Raw genomic sequence first — 18,971 nt, 5'->3', positions numbered from 1 at the left:
CAATATGAAAAAGATATTAACAGCAATACTGCTAATTACGTCGGTTTCGGCTTGTAACGTATTGGATATTAAACCGCTTTCACAAATCAGCAGCAGCCAGGCATTTGCAAGTCTGAACAGTGCGGAAGGAGTTGTGAACGGGATGTACAACAATTTGCAAACGGTGTACATGTGGCGTGTGCAGGTGATCAGTGACGTGGCGTCAGACATGTCCCAGCAAATTGATACCTGGGATGCCCTGATCTCTGCGGATGAATTCAATTTCAGTGCAGATAATTCGGAAGTTGAAGATTTGTACACGTCGCTTTACCGCTGCGTGGATATTGCGAATTCCATTGTCGCCAACGTGCCTGAAATGACGGTTGCACAAACCAATAAAGATGATTTAATGGGACAGGCTTACTTTGTTAGAGCACTTTCGTATTTTGATCTTGCACGTTTCTTTGGCGGCATTCCAAACGTTTACGGAACAGAAGGCGTGGTTTTAAAACTGACTCCGTCTGTTGGTGTTACCGAAGCTGATTTTTCTCCGCGCAGCACTTTGCGTCAAACCTATGATCAGGTTGAAAAGGATTTAATTGAAGCAATTGCCAAACTTCCTGAAACCCGTGCATCTACGGACCTTACAAGGGCAAAAGCGACCAAACCTGCTGCCCGCGCTCTGCTGGCACGTTACTATCTTTACAACCAGCAGTGGGCAAAAGCAGAACAGTTTGCAACAGAAGCAATTGCTAACCTTCCTTTAAGCGTTGCTTTTGAAACTGCATTCAGAAGTAAAAACACTGCTGAGTCTCTTTTTGAACTGCAATTTAATGCAACAGATGGAGCAGGTTTGAGAAACTGGTACTATCCTTCAAGTTTGAGCGGAAGAGGCGGAACTGCTTTGCACGACAAAACTTATGCTGAAATGATAGCTGATCCTGCTGACCTTAGAGGTAAATTAACCGCTAAAAACCCGACGACAAACACTTTTTATACAACTAAGTGGAATACAGCGCAGAATGCTGACAACATACAGATTTTAAGACGTTCGGAGCAATACCTGATCCGTGCAGAAGCAAGAGCTGAGCAAAATAACCTTACAGGTGCTGCGGCCGACATAAATGTAGTTAGAACAAGAGCTGGTGTTGCTGCCACAACAGCTGCAACAAAAGACGCGCTGATTGCCGCAGTGATGCAGGAACGCAAACTTGAATTTGTAGGAGAAGGCCACCGCTGGTTTGATGTCATTCGCAGAGGAACAGGCCTTACCACATTTGCAAGTGTTGTAAGAACAAGAGGCAGCCTTCCATCCTACTCTATCAAAGTGGCAGGAAAGCAGGTTTTACCAATTCCGTCTGCCGAAATACGTACCAATACCAAGGTTGTACAAAACGAAGCATATCGTTAACCAAAAAGTTTCCATTCAACAGTTTACAGCATGAATCAAAAATTCAGATTACTGTTCTCAGGAATGCTGCTTTTCACTTTGACTGCTACCCTTGCCCAGGAAAAACCGGGCAAGGAGCAGGAAAAGATCAGCAATAAAGCGCCTGAAACTCAATACCATCAGGCAGATAATAATCAATGGGCTAAATACGATCCGCCAAAATCGGTTACCAAACACAGCGTAACAATCAACGGAAAGAGTATCAATTACACCGCCACAGTGGGTTACACCATTTTGCATGACGAAAGCGGCAAGGCACTTGGTAAGATTTTTTCCATTGCGTATACCAAAGATGGTGAAGCGGATGCAGCAAAACGACCTGTTACCTTTGCTTACAACGGCGGACCGGGCTCTGCATCCCTTTGGGTGCACATGGGAGCACTCGGGCCACGGAGAATACGTATGCAGGACAGCGGTGAAGCGGAAGAGCCTCCGTACACGGTAATTGACAACGAATATTCGTGGCTGGATAAAACAGACCTGGTTTTTATCGATCCGGTAGAAACAGGTTACAGCAGGCCGGCAGAAGGAATTGATAAAAAAATCTTTACGGGTTATGAAGAAGACATCCAGAGTGTGGGTGATTTTATTCGTTTATGGACCTCCCGGAATGGTCGCTGGGGCTCACAAAAATTCCTGGCCGGAGAAAGTTACGGAACGACAAGATCAGCCGGTTTATCTGGTTATCTGAGCGATCGCTACGGTTACTACCTGAACGGAATCGTTTTAATTTCCTCTATTTTGAATTTCCAGACAGCACAGTTTAATGTTGGCAACGACCTGCCCTACCCGCTTTTCCTGCCTACTTACGCGGCAATTGCCTGGTATCACAAAAAAATCGACCCGAAATACAAGGATCTGAAAACGTTCCTGAAAGAAGTTGAAGCGTTTTCTCTTGGCGAATACAGCACGGCTTTGATGAAAGGGGATAAACTTTCTGATTCGGAAGTGGACAATCTGGCAACCAAATTGAGTGCCTACACAGGTCTTTCGAAACAGTACATCATCAACTCCAATTTACGGGTTGTGATTTTCCGTTTTGTGAGAGAACTGAGAAGAAACGACGGATTGGTTGTGGGCCGTCTGGACGGACGTCTGACCGGCTACGAATACGATAACGTAGCTGAAAGAGGAACTTCTGATCCTTCCAACAATGAAATCACCGGACCTTATGCGATGGCTTTGAACAGCTATGTAAAAAAAGAACTGAACTACGAAAATGATCTTCCATACGAAGTTCTTTCCGGTTTCAGGGTCCGTCCGTGGAACTACAACAATGTTCAGAACCAGTATCTTAATGTTGCTGAAACGTTACGGACTGCAATGACCAAAAATCCGTCATTAAAAGTTACAGTTCTAAATGGCTATTACGATCTGGCTACTCCGTATTTTGCGACGCAGTATACCTTTGATCATATGTATTTGCCAAAGGAATTACAGAAGAACATTACCATGAGTTTTTACGAAGCAGGCCATATGATGTATATCCACAAACCTTCACTGGTGGATATGAAGAAAAACGTGGGCGCTTTTTACGATAGTTTCCAATCCAAATAATCCCTGATAACAACCAAAGTCAACCATTAAAAAAAATCTCTATGAAACAACTCTTAACCATTTGTCTGCTCTGCACGCTTGCGGTCAACGCTGCGCTGGCACAGAACCGGGCGATTAAGTTTGAATCCGAAACAGTAACGAAGGATCAGGTTACCATTAAAGGCCAAAAAGTATCATATTCTGCAACTGCCGGAAACCAGCCGGTATGGGACGAAAACGGAAAAGCGATTGCCAGTTTGTTTTTTGTATATTACGAACGTACCGACGTTGCCGACCGTGGCAACCGTCCTTTGGTTATCTCGTTTAACGGCGGACCTGGCGCGGCTTCCTGCTGGATGCACTTGGGTTACACCGGCCCGAAACGTTTGCTGATCGACAGCGAAGGTTACCCTGTACAGCCTTACGGAATTGAGGACAACCCGAACTCAATTCTGGATGTAGCGGATATCGTTTATGTGGAGCCCGTGAATACCGGCTTTTCAAGAGCAGCAAACGATTCTATCCCAAAATCAAAATTCTTTGGTGTTAACGCTGACATTAAGTACCTGGCAGAATGGATCAACAATTTCGTGACCAGAAAAAACAAATGGAGCGCTGCTAAATATTTAGTTGGAGAAAGCTACGGAACAACACGTGTTTCCGGCCTTGCTCTCGAACTTCAAAATTCTCACTGGATGTATTTGAATGGTGTAGTATTGGTGTCGCCGACTTCCCTTGGCCTTGACCGGGGAGGTCCGGTGGCAGCAGCCAACATGCTTCCTTACTTCGCCGCTACGGCATGGTACCACAAAGCGCTTGCTCCGGATCTTCAAAACAAAGACCTGACGGCCATCCTTCCGGAAGTAGAAACATTCACGATTAAAGAACTGCTTCCTGCGATTGTAAAAGGCGGATTCCTGGAACCTGAAAAGAAAAAGGCAATTGCGGCTAAAATGTCAAAATATGCAGGTATTTCTGAGAAAGTAATTTTAGAACATAACCTGATGGTACCTGCTGCTTTCTTCTGGAAAGAACTGCTTCGCGACAAAGGTTATAACATCGGCCGCCTTGACTCACGTTATTTGGGAATTGACAAAGAAACTGCTGGTGAAAGACCTGATTATTCAGCTGAAAATACTTCATGGCAGCATTCGTTTACGCCAGCCATCAACTATTATCTGCGTGAAGTTTTGGGTTACAAAACAGATCTGAAATACTTTGTTGCAGGCCAGACCCGTCCGTGGGACAGAGAAGGTGCTAACGTCGATCTGACCGGAGAAAACCTTCGTCAGGCCGTTGCACAAAATCCTTATCTGCACGTTTTGACCCAGTCGGGATACTATGATGGCGCCTGCGATTATTTCAATGCCAAATACAATATGTGGCACATGGACCCAAGCGGGAAACTGAAAGACCGTTTCGACTGGAAAGGTTACCGCAGCGGACACATGATGTATTTACGGTCTGAGGATCTTATAACTTCTAATGACGATATAAGAGCTTTTATCAAAAAAACGACGCCGAAAGCGGATCAGCCTGCTAAATACTAATCAGTCCGTCTCTTCGGAATCTTAATTCTGTCAATCACATTTACCAAAAATATTATGAAGCAAATATTTGTACTGGCGATGCTCTCAATAGCGGCCATTACGCCTCTGGCTGCTCAGAAGCCAGCCGCTCCGGCGCCCAAACCAGAAGTTAAAATGACCGGCGAACCAAAGCCTGTTAAACTTCTGCTTGATTCTACCACAACTTTAAACCAAACCGTAACGATCAAAGGCGCTAAAATTCCTTACTCGGTTACGGTCGGTACACAACCGGTGTGGGACGAAGCAGGAAAAGCGATAGCCGGTGTTTTCTACACTTACTACGAACGCTCGGATATCAAAGACCGCAAATCCCGGCCGTTGGTGATCTCTTTCAACGGAGGCCCGGGAACGGCTTCGGTTTGGATGCACCTTGGTTATACAGGCCCCAAATTACTTAACGTAGACAGTGAAGGTTATCCGTTGATGCCCTATTCGGTAAAAGAAAACCCGAATTCAATCCTGGATATCGCCGACATTATTTACATCGATCCGGTGAATACAGGTTATTCCCGCATGGCAAACAAAGATGTTGCCAAAACTAAATTCTTTGGTGTGAATGTCGACATTAAATATCTGGCGGACTGGCTTAACACATTCGTTAGCCGTAAAAACCGCTGGTTATCTCCAAAATACCTGATCGGAGAAAGTTACGGAACAAACCGCGTTTCCGGTCTTGCACTTGAATTACAAAATGCCAACTGGATGTATCTGAATGGCGTTATCCTGGTATCTCCAACCAACCTGGGTATTGACCGCAAAGGACCAGTCGGTGATGCAAACATGCTTCCTTACTACGCTGCAACTGCATGGCACCACAAAGTTCTTCCTTCTGATTTACAGCAGAAAGATCTGTTGCAAGTGCTTCCGGAAGTAGAGCAGTTCACAACTTTCGAATTGATACCTGCTTTGGCTATGGGTGGATTCCTTGATCCTGCTAAAAGAAAAGAGATCGCGGGTAAAATTTCACGTTACTCAGGTTTGTCTGAAAAAGTGGTTTTAGAACACAATCTGGTTATTCCAACATCATTTTTCTGGAAAGAATTGTTGAGAGATAAAGGACGTACGATTGGCCGTCTGGATTCACGTTATTTGGGTATCGACAGCGAAGATGCAGGTGAACGACCGGATTATTCTCCCGAGCTAACTTCCTGGCTGCATTCGTTCACACCTCCGATCAACTACTATTTCCGTGAAGTGTTGGGTTACAAAACCGATCTGAAATATTTCATGTTTGGTCCTACCAACCCATGGTCAAGGACGGGTGAAAACACAGATATGACAGGTGAAAATCTACGTCAGGCAATGGCTCAGAATCCTTATCTGCACCTACTTGTACAGTCTGGCTACTACGACGGTGCCTGCGACTACTTCAATGCACAAAACAACATGTGGCAGATGGACCCAAGCGGTAAATTAAAGTCAAGAATGGACTGGAAAGGATACCGCAGCGGACACATGATGTACCTTCGTCAGGAAGATGTGGTTACAGCCAACAACGACATCCGCGATTTTATCAAAAAAGCTACGCCGAAACCTGGTCAGCCAGCGAAATATTAATTCAGTAAACAGTGATGAGTTTACAGTTCAAAGTCTTTGACTGAGCGCTGTAAGCTCATTTTTTTAAACATTTAACCTGAAACTGATTATGAAAATACTTAACAAATGGACGGCTTTGGGTTTGGGACTCTTTTTGCAGCTTAATGCAATCGGACAGGCAACGCTCAAAGCACCTGAGAAAAAAGAAGGCGACGGCCCTTACAGTCAGCTGATCATCAGAGGAGCAACTCTGATCAACAGTACGCTTGCACCGCCGCTGGGACCGGTTGACATTGTGGTTGAAAAAAACAGGATCATAAGTATCACAACCGTAGGTACAACTGCTCTGCCAATTGATCCAAAACGCCGCCCGGTGTTGAAAGCTGGCGGCAAAGAATTACAGGCGGAAGGCATGTACCTGCTGCCGGGTTTTATTGACACCCACGCGCACATTGGTGGTGGTTCAAAAGGTGCTCATGCAGAATACGTTTTCAAGCTTTGGATGGCACACGGTGTAACAACCATAGCTGAACCGGGAAGTATGAACGGACTGGAATGGACATTAGACCAAAAGGAAAAAAGCAGTAAGAACCTGATTACGGCTCCACGGATAAAAGCATATTCGCGGTTTGGACTTGGAGGCACAAGCCCGATCTCAACACCGGAACAGGCGCGTCAGTGGGTACGTGACAATGCCAAAGCAGGTTCTGATGGTATAAAGTTTTTTGGAGCTGCGCCCGAAATCATGACGGCGGCAATTGATGAAAATAAAAAACTGGGCTTACGCTCGATGATGCATCACTCGCAAACTGATGTGGGCCGCTGGAATGCGCTACACAGCGCAAAAGCAGGATTGAACTCCATGGAACACTGGTACGGACTACCGGAAGCGCTTTTCACGGATCGCACCGTTCAGAATTACTCTTTGGACTACAACTACACCAATGAGCAGGATCGTTTCGGTGAGGCTGGTACACTTTGGAAACAAGCTGCTCCACCCTTTTCCGAGCGTTGGAACAAAGTAATGAATGAGATGATTTCACTCAACTTCACGCTTTCTCCGACCATGAATATTTATGAAGCGAACAGGGATCTGATGCGTGCAAGACGGGCTGAATGGCACGAAGATTACACCATGCCTCAGCTATGGAAATTTTATGAGCCAAGCTGGAATTCGCACGGTTCTTACTGGCACTCATGGGGAACTGAACAGGAAATTCAGTGGAAAGAAAACTATAGGTTATGGATGGCTTTCCTGAATGAATATAAAAATCGTGGCGGACGTGTTACAACCGGTACGGATGCAGGATTTATCTATGAGCTTTTCGGGTTTGCTTATATCCGCGAACTGGAATTGCTTCGTGAAGCAGGCTTTCATCCTTTGGAAGTTATCAAAGCTGCAACGCTGAATGGCGCCGAGTCGCTGGGACTTGACAAAGACCTTGGAAGTGTGGAAGTTGGCAAACTTGCTGATTTTGTGTTGGTTGAGGAAAACCCATTGGCTAATTTTCAGGTTCTTTATGGAACCGGAGCCATCAAACTCCAAAATGACAACATGGTTACCCGTGTAGGCGGAGTGAAATATACCATCAAAGACGGAATCGTTTATGATGCGAAAAAACTTCTTGCTGATGTAAAAAAGATGGTTGATGCTGAAAAAGCAGCCTCAGGATTTAAGCTTGTACAGCCTGGTGTGGCTAACCCTAAATAAATTGCGAAATAGCTCTGACTTGGGCTAAAGCCCGATCAATTTTGACTACGCGACCTAACCCCAGGCTCAAGCCTGGGGCTAACGAAGAGCCATTTTAAGCAGTTTTATGCCTGAATTCTCTCTTATAATCACTTGGCGACATGCCGGTCGTTTTCTTAAAAACCCGGTTGAAGTTGATTGCGCTGTTAAAACCGGTTTTGTATGCTATCGTTGAGATACCATCATAATTGCCGCTGATAATTTTTTTGCAGGCTTCATTGATCCTGACTTCATTCAGGAAATTGTTATAGGTTTTTCTTGTATGCTGTTTAAAATACTTGCAAAAGGCGTGAGGCGTAATGTGCGCTATGGAAGCGATCTTGTTCAGCGTGATGTTCTCTGCATAGTTTTCCAGAGTATACTGGAATATATCATTCATCCGGTTCCCCTCAGATTCCGAAAAAGGATAACTGGAAAAACCCGTCGATAATGATTTCCAGCCTGTTACGTCTTTTGAGAAGTACTGAAAAATTTCCAGCAACCCAAGCAGCCGTTCCAGATTTGCCTTCGAAGTGACTTTTTTAATTGCCGCAGCTACGTGTGCGCTGTGTTCCTCTGGTAACTGAAGCCCGGTTGTGCAGGATTCAATGAATTTTCTGATTGAACTAAGCTCGGGCAAATGAAAGAACGCATCTGGTATACGTTCAAGATCGAAAAATATATGAATGGCATGTGCATTGTCTTTTTCCGGACTATTAAAGTAGGCCGGGTCCGACTTGAAAATATGTGGTTGGTTGGCTCCAATAACATATACATCACCGGATTTAAAAGCCTGCGAATAATTACCGGCAATCAGCGTTCCCTCACCTTTGATGATCAGGCTGATTTGTAATTCCTTGTGACGGTGAAGAAAATTATAAAAGTGAGGCAGAATATCTTCCTCTACTACGACAGCGTCTTCTTTGGGTACAGGCGGAGTGAATTGTAGTACTTTCATAACAGACTCATTTAAGGTTATAAAATAACTTTAATAAAAATTATAAACATAGGTTAACATCCGAGACTGTCAGTAAACATTTATTATCCAAAGGACAAACTGTTTACATCTTATGATTTTGGAGATTTTCTTCTGGGACCAACAACGCCGATACTAACTTACAAATCATATAAAATATAAATATTCAAATAATCATATAAATTAGATTTAAACTGAAATTACAGCTAAAAACCATCAACAAATCATTTGCTACGTATATTCCTTAAAGAATTTATGTTAAGTGCGTTTTGGAACCTTTACCAATATTATCATTTTTTTTCTATAAATGAAAGAGTCAGATTAATATATGTTTATTAATCGCCAATAATAATTAAAAATTATCTTTTCGACTTTTACGAAAATAAACATTTAGGCAGTTAATGAAATACCAAATATAATTTGGGTTTTTATCAACACTATAAGATTTTCCTTTGTTATTAACGTAGATTGAAAGTGGAGCAGAATATGCATGGAAACACGACAAAGCACATTTAGTCGGTATTTCTTTTAAGATTAGAGAAGCTGAACGTCATTTTTCAGGAATTGTTCAGTCAATATTTGTTTAATAAACCTGCGCAGAAACACGAAAATCTGCGCAGGGCTGACTGGTTATCAGGCTAAACCTCTTCGGTCCATTTCCTTTCCCAATAAAAATAATTCTCTACCCGTCTGACCCGCAACGGAGCTGTTTTCCTGGGCGCGTCGTAACAAATAAGGGATCACGTCGGCGACTGAGCCATAAGGCAGGTACTTACTTACATTATAACCTTCCTTGGCCAGATTAAAAGTGATATTATCGCTCATGCCATACAATTGCGAAAAATGTACATGTTTGTTCGCCTGCCCCATTTGTCTGCCCTGCAAAATTGAAAGTGCATGCAGGTTGCTATACTCATTATGCGTTGCCACAACAACAGAAGTATTTTCAAGGTGATTAAAACAAAAATCGATCGCCTTATTAAAATCCGCATCCGTAGCGGATTTATCCGGCTGAATCGGTGACTTTTGATTTTTCTCCTGTGCCCATGCCCGTTCCTTTTCCATATACGCACCTCGTACGAGTTTTACGCCCAATAGGAAAGAATGCTGGCGGGCCGTACGGTGGCTTAATTGTAAAAAATCAAGTTTGTCCGATCTGTAAAGCTGGATGGTATTGTAGACAGTTACCTGCTTTTGATTGTATGCATTCATGGCAAGCATTACAACTCCGTCGATCGTATTTTGTATCCACGACTCCTCGGCATCGATCAGCACACCCAGATTGAGGTTTAATGCTGCCTCACAGATTGCATAAGTCCTGTCCAGCACATTTTGCCATTCTTTATTTTCCTCAAAGGTTAATTTTCTTGCGTCAACGGCAATCGCACCAGGATTAATTGTAACGCTGGAATTTAATTTTTCCAGTAATTCAAACCGCGCCAGAGCAGTGATTTTCAAACTGATGAAAGGAATGCTTGTCTGTGTTGCAGAGTAACGAATTGCCTTAATAAATTCTTCTTTGGCCAAATCAAAATTAGCCTCTCCCTCCTTAGCCTCAGCACCATAATCAAGAATTACATCCACATCATAATTCCCTAATTTATTGACTACCGGTGTCGCTTTTTCCAGCGTTTCTCCTCCTACAAATTGGCTATACAATGTATTTTTTAGAATGCCGATAACCGGCAGCCGCCATTTGATTGCGGCCAGAATGAAGTTGGTACCAAAAGATATCAGCCAGTTAAACTTCATCATTTTGAACAGCCAGTACGCTTTCCTGAGCTGCCCGTCCGATTTGTAAGCAAATGCATGCTCTGAGTCTTCAAACATTTTTTCCATTTTTGATTTGTCGTGTTTTTCTTCAAAAGTAAACGACGAAATCCTTGAAAATATATTTTGGCAATTTCTGATTATAGATGGATAATTTGCGATTAAACCTAATCAGGCGTGCTGTTTTACCTTTGATCAGGATGTGATTATTTCGTTATTGAACTTAATGATCAGATAACAACTTTAATAATATTATAGAAAATTAAAACGACCAAAATATGGCAAACGGATTTTTCAATGTACCCGCATTACAAAACGAAGTTGTTCTTGATTACGCACCAAACAGCAGCGAAAGGTTAAAACTTGAAGCAGCTATCAGAGAGGCGAAATCAACCGAAACAGACATTCCAATGTATATCGGGAACGAGGAAATCAGGACTGGCAAAAAAGTTGCAGTCAGGCCCCCACACGACCACCAGCACATTCTTGGATATTATCATGAAGGCGACGCAAGTCATGTTAAAAGTGCAATAGAGGCAGCACTGGCTGCCAAGCAGGGATGGGAAGATATGTCCTGGGAGAGCCGGGCTGCGATTTTCCTGAAAGCAGCCGACCTGATTTCCGGACCCTACCGCTATAAACTGAACGCGGCAACGATGCTCGGTCAGTCGAAAAATGCGTACCAGGCAGAGATTGATTCCGCCTGTGAACTGATCGATTTCCTTCGTTACAATGTGTCTTACCTGTCGCAGATTTATGCGCAGCAGCCCGTCTCAAGCAAAGGTGTCTGGAACCGGATGGAATATCGCCCGCTTGAAGGTTTTGTGTATGCATTAACACCTTTCAACTTCACTGCGATTTCAGGTAACCTTCCGGCTTCCGCTGCGTTAATGGGTAATGTGATCGTTTGGAAACCATCTGAAAATCAGATGTACGCTGCCAATGTGATCATGGAAATTTTTAAAGCTGCAGGCCTTCCGGACGGTGTGATCAACATGATCAGCGTAGACGGTCCGTTGGCGGGAGATATCATTTTTAGCCATCCTGAGTTTACGGGACTGCATTTCACAGGATCAACTGCTGTTTTTCAGGCCATTTGGAAAAATATTGGTAACAACATCCACAAATACAAAAGCTATCCCCGTATTGTTGGTGAAACCGGCGGCAAGGACTTTGTACTTGCTGATGAAACGGCAAATGTTGACGTTGTAGCTACCGCTCTGCTGCGCGGTGCTTTTGAATATCAGGGACAAAAATGTTCAGCAGCCTCAAGAGCTTATATTCCAAAATCGCTTTGGCCTGCCGTTAAAGAGAAATTGCTGAGTGACTTAAAAAAGGTGAAAATCGGAACGGTCGAAGATTTTGGAAATTTCGTCAATGCAGTAATTTCTGAAAAGTCATTCGACAAAATTGTCTCTTACATCGAAAATGCAAAGAATGACCCAAAGGCGGCAATCGTAGCCGGTGGAACTTATAATAAATCAACAGGTTACTTTGTGGATCCTACGGTCATTGAAGTTTCTGACCCGTACTATGTTTCGATGTGCGAAGAAATTTTCGGACCTGTTCTTTCTGTTTATGTGTACGAAGATTTTGATGAGATTATGGAAATCATCGACAATACTTCAATCTATGCGCTGACGGGTTCAGTTATTTCACAGGATAGGGCAACAATTGAAAAGGCAGTAAAACGGTTGCGTAATGCGGCCGGAAACTTTTATATCAATGACAAACCAACCGGCGCAGTCGTTGGGCAGCAGCCATTTGGCGGCGCAAGAGGATCGGGAACAAACGACAAATCGGGCTCTTACCTGAATTTGCTCAGATGGGTTTCACCCAGAACGATTAAAGAAACTTTTGATCCACCAAAGAATTATACTTATCCGTTTTTGCAATCCTAATAATTAATTCCGGATTTAATAAAAAGAGATACAAAATGGAAGCATTACGCTTGCCGGATTGTATCTCTTTTTCTTACCGACCATTTGCTGCGTAATCTGTATCGTCGTAACATTTCACAAGCAAAAATTAATTCTTTGTTATCACCCACCGCCAACTTTCGCCTGTTCCGGTAACTCGTTGTAACCTCCTGAACGATCATTCATTCCCTCGTCACTTTTTACACTGTCACTTTCATTTACAGACGAACTCTTGTTTTCAGAAGAACTTCCGTCTGATGAAACTTCCAGATATGATTTCAAACTTTCCAGTCCTGTTTTCCAGCCATCTTCATGTGCCGGCAAAACTTCTTCGGATGCAAGCCCTTCCTGGACCACAAGTAATTTGCTACCGCCGTCGGTTGATTCAAACTTGATGTGAAGGATGTACTTTTCATTCTCAAGTTCATTTCCCTCAAAATCCCAGTTCCAGGTATAGACCAGCTTTTTATTCACATCGGCCTGCTGATAGTTTCCTGTAATTTTAAAAGCTTTACTTTCGAAATAATATTCGTTTGCACCTCCTTCTTCCAATTCACTCTTTACGCTTTCCAGCGTCTCACCCATCGGACGCCACCATTTTTGCAAATGTTCCTGCTCCGTCCATGCTTTAAAAAGCATTTCAACCGGAACCGCGAATTCCTGGCTGGTTTCAATTTTGTGTTGCTGATTGGTTTCCATACGTATGTTTTTAATGAAGCTGGTAATTCGACCCTCTTTATAGAATTGATCAAAAACATCTATAATAATTATGCCCTAAAAAAAACTTGCCGTATGCTTTTTAACATGTAAGCGGCTCTGGCGCCCATTTATTTTAAATGAAGACCTTAGGTTTCACAAAGCAGTACTTCGGCTTCATTATTTCGGTTTTTTATTTATGCAAGAAAACTCATTTATTATGTAAAACAATCGTCTTCAAGGCAATGTACGGACAACTTACTGTGGTCAGATAAACAGGTCCGCGCGAATAGCCATTTGTAAAAAAACACTCCATAGGTGAATTAAACTGTGGGCCCTTCCTGAAATCATTTTCCCGTAATTCAGTGATGTATTCTTTTACCAATTGGTGAGCTGATGCCATATCCACAAGTGCGATCGCATTGGCTACCCAACCTGTTGGTGTCCCCCAATAAGCACCGTTTTGATAAGTATTGATGCCGGCAAGCGAACTCTCCCAGGATGTTGTTTTACTAAAATCTTCCGCGGTGAGAACATGCCGGATACTGCCTTTGTAAGCAAGAGTTCCTGTTTTATAGGCTCTATCCAAATAAGAAGCTGCTTTTTCAGCATTTGTTCCTTCAAGTATTTTTAAATGAATTGCAAGTGCCGTGGCCCAAACATCTTCCTGATCGCTTTTACCTGTTGAAGCCCGAAGCATTCCGTTTTTGTTTCTAAAAATAGAGGGAATAGCAGTTTTAATATTTGCAGCAATTTTTCTGTATCGAATTGCCTTTTGCGCGTTTTTTAATTTTTCAAATAGCTCAGCGAGTTGAATTGCAGCGGTATATTTCAGTAAAGATGCGTAACAAAGATCGCCGGTAATATCGACGGCATCCCTGAAACCGAAGTCGACGCCACGAAAAGCATCATTGGTAAAAACAATATCATTTTCCGCGTGGGAAGGCTGCACGCAAAAAGCATTTTCCAGTCTGTCTATCAGCTTTTTCTGATTAATGTCACTGTTTGTAATTTTGATATCTCCGGTGCTCTTTATATAGTAATATGCCATCTGAATAAAGTAAAACTGATCATCGTAGGGAGGAAACATACCAAATTCCTTTTTACCCTGATCCAGATAATCGTATGTTCCCGGGTAGTAAACGGGCAACTTATCGTTCACCCGGATATGATCTGCGATTGCGCCAAAAGGCACCATACTTCCGCCACGGGTTATCCAGGTTTGGTCACATTGAGTAGATGCGGTTAAAAGCAGCATGTGTTTTTGTTCAGCAGTTGTAACAAATCCGGTTTCCAGGGACATTGCATAATCCCGAATCCAGAATGCCGGATAAGTATCTCTCCCACCCGGCCTTACCAGGGTTCCTCCGGTATTGTTTTTACCAAAAGTTGCTGGCATATTTTGTCCCGGTTTCACGCGGGAAGAATCCAGAACATCTCTGGTCATCTTTTCTAGAAAACTAAAATCCTCTTTGGAAATGATTGCAGATGTTTGACAAAAGGCGGTTTGCAGACTGACAAGCAGTAAAACGGTTAAGTGAACCTTTGAAAATTTCATGATATAAGGGTAAAGGAACTGGATTGAGTAAACAGCGTTGATTAACAAAGCACAATTACCCGGAAACATAATGGTTACTGAATTGAGCCAGGGTTTAAATAAACCCGGAAAACCTTCCAACCATTTTATATAAAACAAACTCCTTTAAATAAAACAAAAATCATGAATCGCATTTTACTTACTTTAATTTTTTCTTTCATCTTATTCGCCTGTCAAAAAGATGACAAAGATCCTGTTGCGGGCGTCGAGCCTATCGTTGGATCCTGGCGTTTGGCAGCGGTTGAGAAAATAGCAGATGGTAAAAGCAGCTGGGAAAATGTTCAAAATCCGGATGGCAACGATCTTAATTTCCGTTATGACGGAGTTATTGTTGACTCACAGGGAAGAGGAATTTGCTGCGGGCCAGGTTCATTGGTCATCAACGGAAATAATTTCACCATTAAACCAAAAACCGAACTTGATTACGGCCATTGCGCTGCGGTAAACTGTGTGTATTGTCCAACCTGGGAAATTGAAGTGAAAGACAACGAGCTAACTGTTTCCACTTGCGGGCAGGGAAAGAGGAAATATGTTAATTTGTAGGTCAATGAATTGATAACGGAAGTCGATAATGTTTACTTTATCATCAACTCCCGTTATCAACCTTAAAATTCCCTCACGATATTTTAAACATATCATTTCCGGACAGGCTTTCTCACGCCAAACCCGCCTTCGCCATGAAACCATTTTGCTCCTTCACCCGTGAGCCATAGGTAATAATCCGGAGCAAGTTCCGGTTCAATTCCGACAAACTTACCAGCACCGTTAATTGGTGTTTCACCTTCTTTTTTTGTTTTATAAATGGCTGTCCCTTCGTCAACTTCGTCAAACATCGCAACGTAAATCGCTTCGGCTCCTGCGTTTTTTGCACCAGCTATTTGCTGCCAGAGAAAATCACCTTTGTTTCGCGGAATCTGATTATAGAGCGTGTTATCGTCTTTTAAATTTCCCCAGCTAAAACCAGGAAAAACAAGTGGAATGTAACCAAGCTTGTTGTTTTTAGCCCATGCAATATCTGCTGTCAGATTATTTCCGGCAACAGCGGAATAAGTTGCAGCGTTGTAACGTCCCACAGCCCAGGGCATAATTACATCCGCCGTTTTAATAAGTTCATGTAAAGCCGCGTTGTTCTCTGTATCCTTATCCAGGCTTCTCCAGTAATAAGGTACGCCAAGTAATACAGATGCTTTTTGATCCCGGCCTTTTATTTTTTCGACTAATCTTTGAATGTCCCTCGTCGTATATTTCCTGTCATCGTTAAATCCTACACCCCAAATTGCCAGTAGCGGACGACCGTTTTGCCGTAGGTATGTAGGGTTTTCTTTGTTGTCAAAAAGTAAAAATTCCTTTTGCAGCTCCTCCCAATCCTTCACAATAAAATCCATATCTGCCGAAGTTGAGCCACTCAGATCGTACATTATACTGATTGCCCTTCCGTATTTTTTCGAAGCTTTCAGCGCATTGGCAAGTACCTTGTTAAAATGCCTTTTCCCGCTTTCTCTTTTTATTTCGCTTACAAAGCGCTGCATGTAAACGCCATCAATTCCATATTCCTTCATCCATTTAAAATGCAGGTTCACACTTTCTTCATCATAAGGACTGTACACTTTGGCAGTTTCGCCGCCGACATATTTGAAACTGGTATTGTAAGTTTTGGGATACTCAGAAACATCAGGCCAAAAGTCAAAAGATGCAAAACCTGGCTCAAACTTTCCACCTTTTTGATAATGATGGAAGCCTCGACCGGCTCCGTCACCCTCGGCTGTGAACCATCCCTGGTATCCAGCCATCACAAGGCCTTTATAACTTGTAAATAAACAACCCGTTTCATCGTATTTTACTTCAGTTCCTGATCTCTGGCCAAAGCAATTGAACGAAAAAAGAAGGACAAAAAGCAGTTGAGGAAACTTCATATTAAAACGCAGATAATTTTTATAAAATCCAATTAAATATCCACCTGCATTATTCAGAATTGGCGGGCGTTTTTAAAATAATGGCCGGACTGAACAACTATTTTATGGCCGGTAAAATTCGTGTTGGAACTTCGGGATGGAGTTATAAGCATTGGGATGGTCATGAGATACTTTCCAAAACTGATTCTTTGGCATGTTTCCTGTTCATAACTCATTGTATTCCAGAGCGACTCTATCGCTATTTACAGCGACAGGGCCATTGGAAGCGTCCGATTCGCTTTCATATCCCTTTTTAGTTACTTCCGAATCGGTGCTTTTAGGTAGAAAACGATTGGCAATCTGCATCACCGAAGTCACTGCTTCCGGCATCAATCCCTGAACAGCCACCATAACCTTCCCCAATTGAGTCAAAACCAATTCGTTATCCCCATGTTCAATTGCCTTTACAATTTGTTTTGCAGCTTTATCAGCCTTTTGTGATATCAGCGGTGTAGAGTCCGCCACTTTAAACCACGCATATTCTGCTTCATGATCTCCTCTTACGGATACGTTACGCGGACTGCCTGTCAGCATCAAATTTGGAATGACCGTTGTTACATGGATGTTATCTTTTTTTAATTCCGCACTTAAACCTTCCGAAAGTCCCACCAAGGCAAACTTGCTGACGCTGTATGGCAATAGATGCGGCACAGCGATCTTACCTCCTATTGAACAGATATTAACAATTCGCCCTTCACCTTGTCTGATAAAACCAGGAACCGCGGCCTTGATGGAGTACAACGCAGCCCATAAGTTGTTATCCATTGCTGTTTGATAATCCTCCACTTCCATCACATTTTCCGGGCCAACCTGAATGATACCAGCATTGTTGATCAATACATCCAGTCGTCCAAAATGGTTGATAACTTGCTTCATAAGTGCTTCAACCTCGGCTTGTATCGAAACATCTGCCTGAACAGTCAAAACTTCCACGCCTGTCTCTTCCAGTTCGATTTTGGCATTTTCCAACTGCCTGCCGTTTCTTGCACAAATAGCAATTTTGGCTCCTTTTGACGCCAGCTCCCGGGCTATGGCTAACCCCAGTCCCCGCGAACCACCAGTAACGAGCACTATTTTGCCCCGCAAATCATATTTCGTTAATTCCCGGTAAGCGCTTTTAGCTATCAAAAAAGCTCCTGCTCCCAATGCGGTCCAAATTGCTGTTTTTGATGAAATTCCTGTTTTATTATTCATGAGGTCAAATTTGTTGATATCTGATTTTCAAATCGTTTGCGTTCGTAATAAAAAAACCAGGCCATTAACGATTATAAATCAGCAACATGTAACGTATATGGAATGGTTTTTTATTTCAAAAGCGGAAATCATATTAAGCATTATAAAATCTTTTGCACGACCAACAACTTTCATTTAACCTCAACTTTATGCAATTCTTCCAAAGATTTAAAGATTTTGCGATCAAGGGCAATGTTCTTGATCTGGCAGTCGGTATTATCATCGGAGCGGCATTTACAACTGTGACACAATCACTTGTAAATGACATCATCATGCCTCCTGTGGGGAAAATTATTGACAATGTTAATTTTTCAAATTTGTATATTCCTCTGGATCAGAAGGCCCGGGGAATACCTACTGTGGAAGATGCACGAAAGGCCGGAGCCGTGATCGCTTACGGAAATTTTCTGCAAAATGTGATTAATTTTCTCATAATCGCGCTGGTGGTATTTGTTCTTGTTAATGCTGTGCACTCACTGCGAAAAAAAGAAGCGGAAAAGCCTGTTGATCCGCCGGCACCAACAAAAGAAGAGAGTTTATTAATAGAAATTCGGGATGCACTGAAGGCAATGCAGCCTGGAAATACAAATCCGTCCTAAGATAGTCGTTAAAAGTAGAAGGAGATTGATGGCTATTCAATCTCCTTCTACTTACTTATTGGTGTTTGTTTGGCTGATCTTTTTTCATTTTTGCCGAAGTAGTATCTACATCATGCAACCTGCTGGTTGAATCGCTGTTCAGATTTGACTGATTTGACGGATAACCTGCTACCTTTTTCTGATTATCTTCCGCAACACCGGAAGCTGCCCGGCTCTCTGCTCCCGAACTGTCGTTTGGCGTAGTTTGCGAATCAGATCCGCTGTCACTACTCTGGTTATTTTCCTTTCCGCAGGATGCAAAGGCCAGTAACGCGGCCAGGCTTAATATGTTTATGAATTTCATAATTGATTTCTTTTTTGGTTTCGCCCAGAGCTACTAAAGAATTGTTCCTGAGCGACTGCCGTTTGCG

At 42.8% G+C, this 18,971-nt stretch carries 15 protein-coding genes; 8 read left to right on the top strand and 7 right to left on the bottom strand.

The window, feature by feature from the left end; all coding sequences use genetic code 11:
* The first annotated feature begins 4 nt into the window (after positions 1-4).
* From E0F88_RS15025 to E0F88_RS15005, 5 genes are all read left to right on the top strand, one after another.
* Positions 5-1,390, top strand: coding sequence for a RagB/SusD family nutrient uptake outer membrane protein (locus E0F88_RS15025; protein ID WP_131959094.1), 1,386 nt, complete (start codon positions 5-7; stop codon positions 1,388-1,390).
* 30 nt (positions 1,391-1,420) lie between these two features.
* Positions 1,421-2,986 carry a S10 family peptidase gene (locus tag E0F88_RS15020; protein ID WP_229213776.1) on the top strand — a complete coding sequence of 522 codons (1,566 nt, stop codon included), beginning with the start codon at positions 1,421-1,423 and terminating at the stop codon, positions 2,984-2,986.
* Between the two features lie 41 nt (positions 2,987-3,027).
* The gene (locus E0F88_RS15015) at positions 3,028-4,515 is read left to right on the top strand and encodes a S10 family peptidase (protein ID WP_131959093.1); all 1,488 of its coding nucleotides are present in this window, start codon (positions 3,028-3,030) and stop codon (positions 4,513-4,515) included.
* 54 nt (positions 4,516-4,569) lie between these two features.
* Positions 4,570-6,111, top strand: coding sequence for a S10 family peptidase (locus E0F88_RS15010; protein ID WP_131959092.1), 1,542 nt, complete (start codon positions 4,570-4,572; stop codon positions 6,109-6,111).
* 88 nt (positions 6,112-6,199) lie between these two features.
* Positions 6,200-7,801 carry an amidohydrolase family protein gene (locus E0F88_RS15005; protein ID WP_131959091.1) on the top strand — a complete coding sequence of 534 codons (1,602 nt, stop codon included), beginning with the start codon at positions 6,200-6,202 and terminating at the stop codon, positions 7,799-7,801.
* 94 nt (positions 7,802-7,895) lie between these two features.
* Here the strand turns inward: E0F88_RS15005 and E0F88_RS15000 are convergent, their stop codons facing one another.
* Both E0F88_RS15000 and E0F88_RS14995 read right to left on the bottom strand, forming a co-directional pair.
* Entirely contained in the window at positions 7,896-8,777 is an 882-nt protein-coding gene (locus tag E0F88_RS15000) for an AraC family transcriptional regulator (protein ID WP_131959090.1), read from the bottom strand.
* A gap of 651 nt (positions 8,778-9,428) precedes the next feature.
* Positions 9,429-10,634 carry a proline dehydrogenase family protein gene (locus tag E0F88_RS14995; protein ID WP_131959089.1) on the bottom strand — a complete coding sequence of 402 codons (1,206 nt, stop codon included), beginning with the start codon at positions 10,632-10,634 and terminating at the stop codon, positions 9,429-9,431.
* A gap of 209 nt (positions 10,635-10,843) precedes the next feature.
* Here E0F88_RS14995 and pruA point away from each other — a divergent pair, with 209 nt between their 5' ends.
* A complete protein-coding gene (gene pruA, locus E0F88_RS14990) occupies positions 10,844-12,466 on the top strand; it encodes an L-glutamate gamma-semialdehyde dehydrogenase (RefSeq protein WP_131959088.1) in 1,623 nt (540 codons plus the stop codon).
* Between the two features lie 141 nt (positions 12,467-12,607).
* Here the strand turns inward: pruA and E0F88_RS14985 are convergent, their stop codons facing one another.
* Both E0F88_RS14985 and E0F88_RS14980 read right to left on the bottom strand, forming a co-directional pair.
* Complete coding sequence (locus E0F88_RS14985) at positions 12,608-13,183, bottom strand: SRPBCC family protein (RefSeq protein WP_131959087.1); 576 nt, start codon at positions 13,181-13,183, stop codon at positions 12,608-12,610.
* A 208-nt stretch (positions 13,184-13,391) separates the two neighbouring features.
* Entirely contained in the window at positions 13,392-14,738 is a 1,347-nt protein-coding gene (locus tag E0F88_RS14980) for a glucosidase family protein (protein WP_131959086.1), read from the bottom strand.
* A gap of 162 nt (positions 14,739-14,900) precedes the next feature.
* Between E0F88_RS14980 and E0F88_RS14975 the strand changes: the two genes are divergently transcribed.
* Positions 14,901-15,320, top strand: a complete 420-nt coding sequence (locus E0F88_RS14975) for a hypothetical protein (RefSeq protein ID WP_131959085.1) — start codon at positions 14,901-14,903, stop codon at positions 15,318-15,320.
* A gap of 92 nt (positions 15,321-15,412) precedes the next feature.
* On the opposite strand, the gene E0F88_RS14970 is transcribed toward E0F88_RS14975, so the two are convergent.
* Positions 15,413-16,690 carry a glycoside hydrolase family 99 protein gene (locus E0F88_RS14970; protein ID WP_131959084.1) on the bottom strand — a complete coding sequence of 426 codons (1,278 nt, stop codon included), beginning with the start codon at positions 16,688-16,690 and terminating at the stop codon, positions 15,413-15,415.
* A gap of 204 nt (positions 16,691-16,894) precedes the next feature.
* Positions 16,895-17,923 (bottom strand): SDR family NAD(P)-dependent oxidoreductase, encoded by a 1,029-nt coding sequence (locus tag E0F88_RS14965; RefSeq protein WP_131959083.1) that lies wholly within the window; start codon positions 17,921-17,923, stop codon positions 16,895-16,897.
* Between the two features lie 188 nt (positions 17,924-18,111).
* Between E0F88_RS14965 and mscL the strand changes: the two genes are divergently transcribed.
* Positions 18,112-18,561: a large conductance mechanosensitive channel protein MscL gene (mscL, locus tag E0F88_RS14960; RefSeq protein WP_131959082.1), complete on the top strand. Its 450-nt coding sequence runs from the start codon at positions 18,112-18,114 to the stop codon at positions 18,559-18,561.
* A gap of 55 nt (positions 18,562-18,616) precedes the next feature.
* Here the strand turns inward: mscL and E0F88_RS14955 are convergent, their stop codons facing one another.
* A complete protein-coding gene (locus tag E0F88_RS14955) occupies positions 18,617-18,904 on the bottom strand; it encodes a hypothetical protein (RefSeq protein WP_131959081.1) in 288 nt (95 codons plus the stop codon).
* Positions 18,905-18,971: the final 67 nt, after the last annotated feature.

Origin of the sequence: Dyadobacter psychrotolerans, assembly GCF_004349265.1 — a bacterium.
Lineage (GTDB): Bacteria > Bacteroidota > Bacteroidia > Cytophagales > Spirosomataceae > Dyadobacter > Dyadobacter psychrotolerans.
Note: the sequence above shows the minus strand (reverse complement) of the source record. Positions and strands in the feature narration are given on the sequence as shown.

Excerpts from the sequence above, each read along its gene's own strand:
- E0F88_RS15025 (WP_131959094.1), top strand. The coding sequence starts at position 5 with ATGAAAAAGATATTAACAGCAATACTGCTAATTACGTCGGTTTCGGCT.
- E0F88_RS15020 (WP_229213776.1), top strand. The coding sequence starts at position 1,421 with ATGAATCAAAAATTCAGATTACTGTTCTCAGGAATGCTGCTTTTCACT.
- E0F88_RS15015 (WP_131959093.1), top strand. The coding sequence starts at position 3,028 with ATGAAACAACTCTTAACCATTTGTCTGCTCTGCACGCTTGCGGTCAAC.
- E0F88_RS15010 (WP_131959092.1), top strand. The coding sequence starts at position 4,570 with ATGAAGCAAATATTTGTACTGGCGATGCTCTCAATAGCGGCCATTACG.
- E0F88_RS15005 (WP_131959091.1), top strand. The coding sequence starts at position 6,200 with ATGAAAATACTTAACAAATGGACGGCTTTGGGTTTGGGACTCTTTTTG.
- E0F88_RS15000 (WP_131959090.1), bottom strand. The coding sequence starts at position 8,777 with ATGAAAGTACTACAATTCACTCCGCCTGTACCCAAAGAAGACGCTGTC.
- E0F88_RS14995 (WP_131959089.1), bottom strand. The coding sequence starts at position 10,634 with ATGGAAAAAATGTTTGAAGACTCAGAGCATGCATTTGCTTACAAATCG.
- pruA (WP_131959088.1), top strand. The coding sequence starts at position 10,844 with ATGGCAAACGGATTTTTCAATGTACCCGCATTACAAAACGAAGTTGTT.
- E0F88_RS14985 (WP_131959087.1), bottom strand. The coding sequence starts at position 13,183 with ATGGAAACCAATCAGCAACACAAAATTGAAACCAGCCAGGAATTCGCG.
- E0F88_RS14980 (WP_131959086.1), bottom strand. The coding sequence starts at position 14,738 with ATGAAATTTTCAAAGGTTCACTTAACCGTTTTACTGCTTGTCAGTCTG.
- E0F88_RS14975 (WP_131959085.1), top strand. The coding sequence starts at position 14,901 with ATGAATCGCATTTTACTTACTTTAATTTTTTCTTTCATCTTATTCGCC.
- E0F88_RS14970 (WP_131959084.1), bottom strand. The coding sequence starts at position 16,690 with ATGAAGTTTCCTCAACTGCTTTTTGTCCTTCTTTTTTCGTTCAATTGC.
- E0F88_RS14965 (WP_131959083.1), bottom strand. The coding sequence starts at position 17,923 with ATGAATAATAAAACAGGAATTTCATCAAAAACAGCAATTTGGACCGCA.
- mscL (WP_131959082.1), top strand. The coding sequence starts at position 18,112 with ATGCAATTCTTCCAAAGATTTAAAGATTTTGCGATCAAGGGCAATGTT.
- E0F88_RS14955 (WP_131959081.1), bottom strand. The coding sequence starts at position 18,904 with ATGAAATTCATAAACATATTAAGCCTGGCCGCGTTACTGGCCTTTGCA.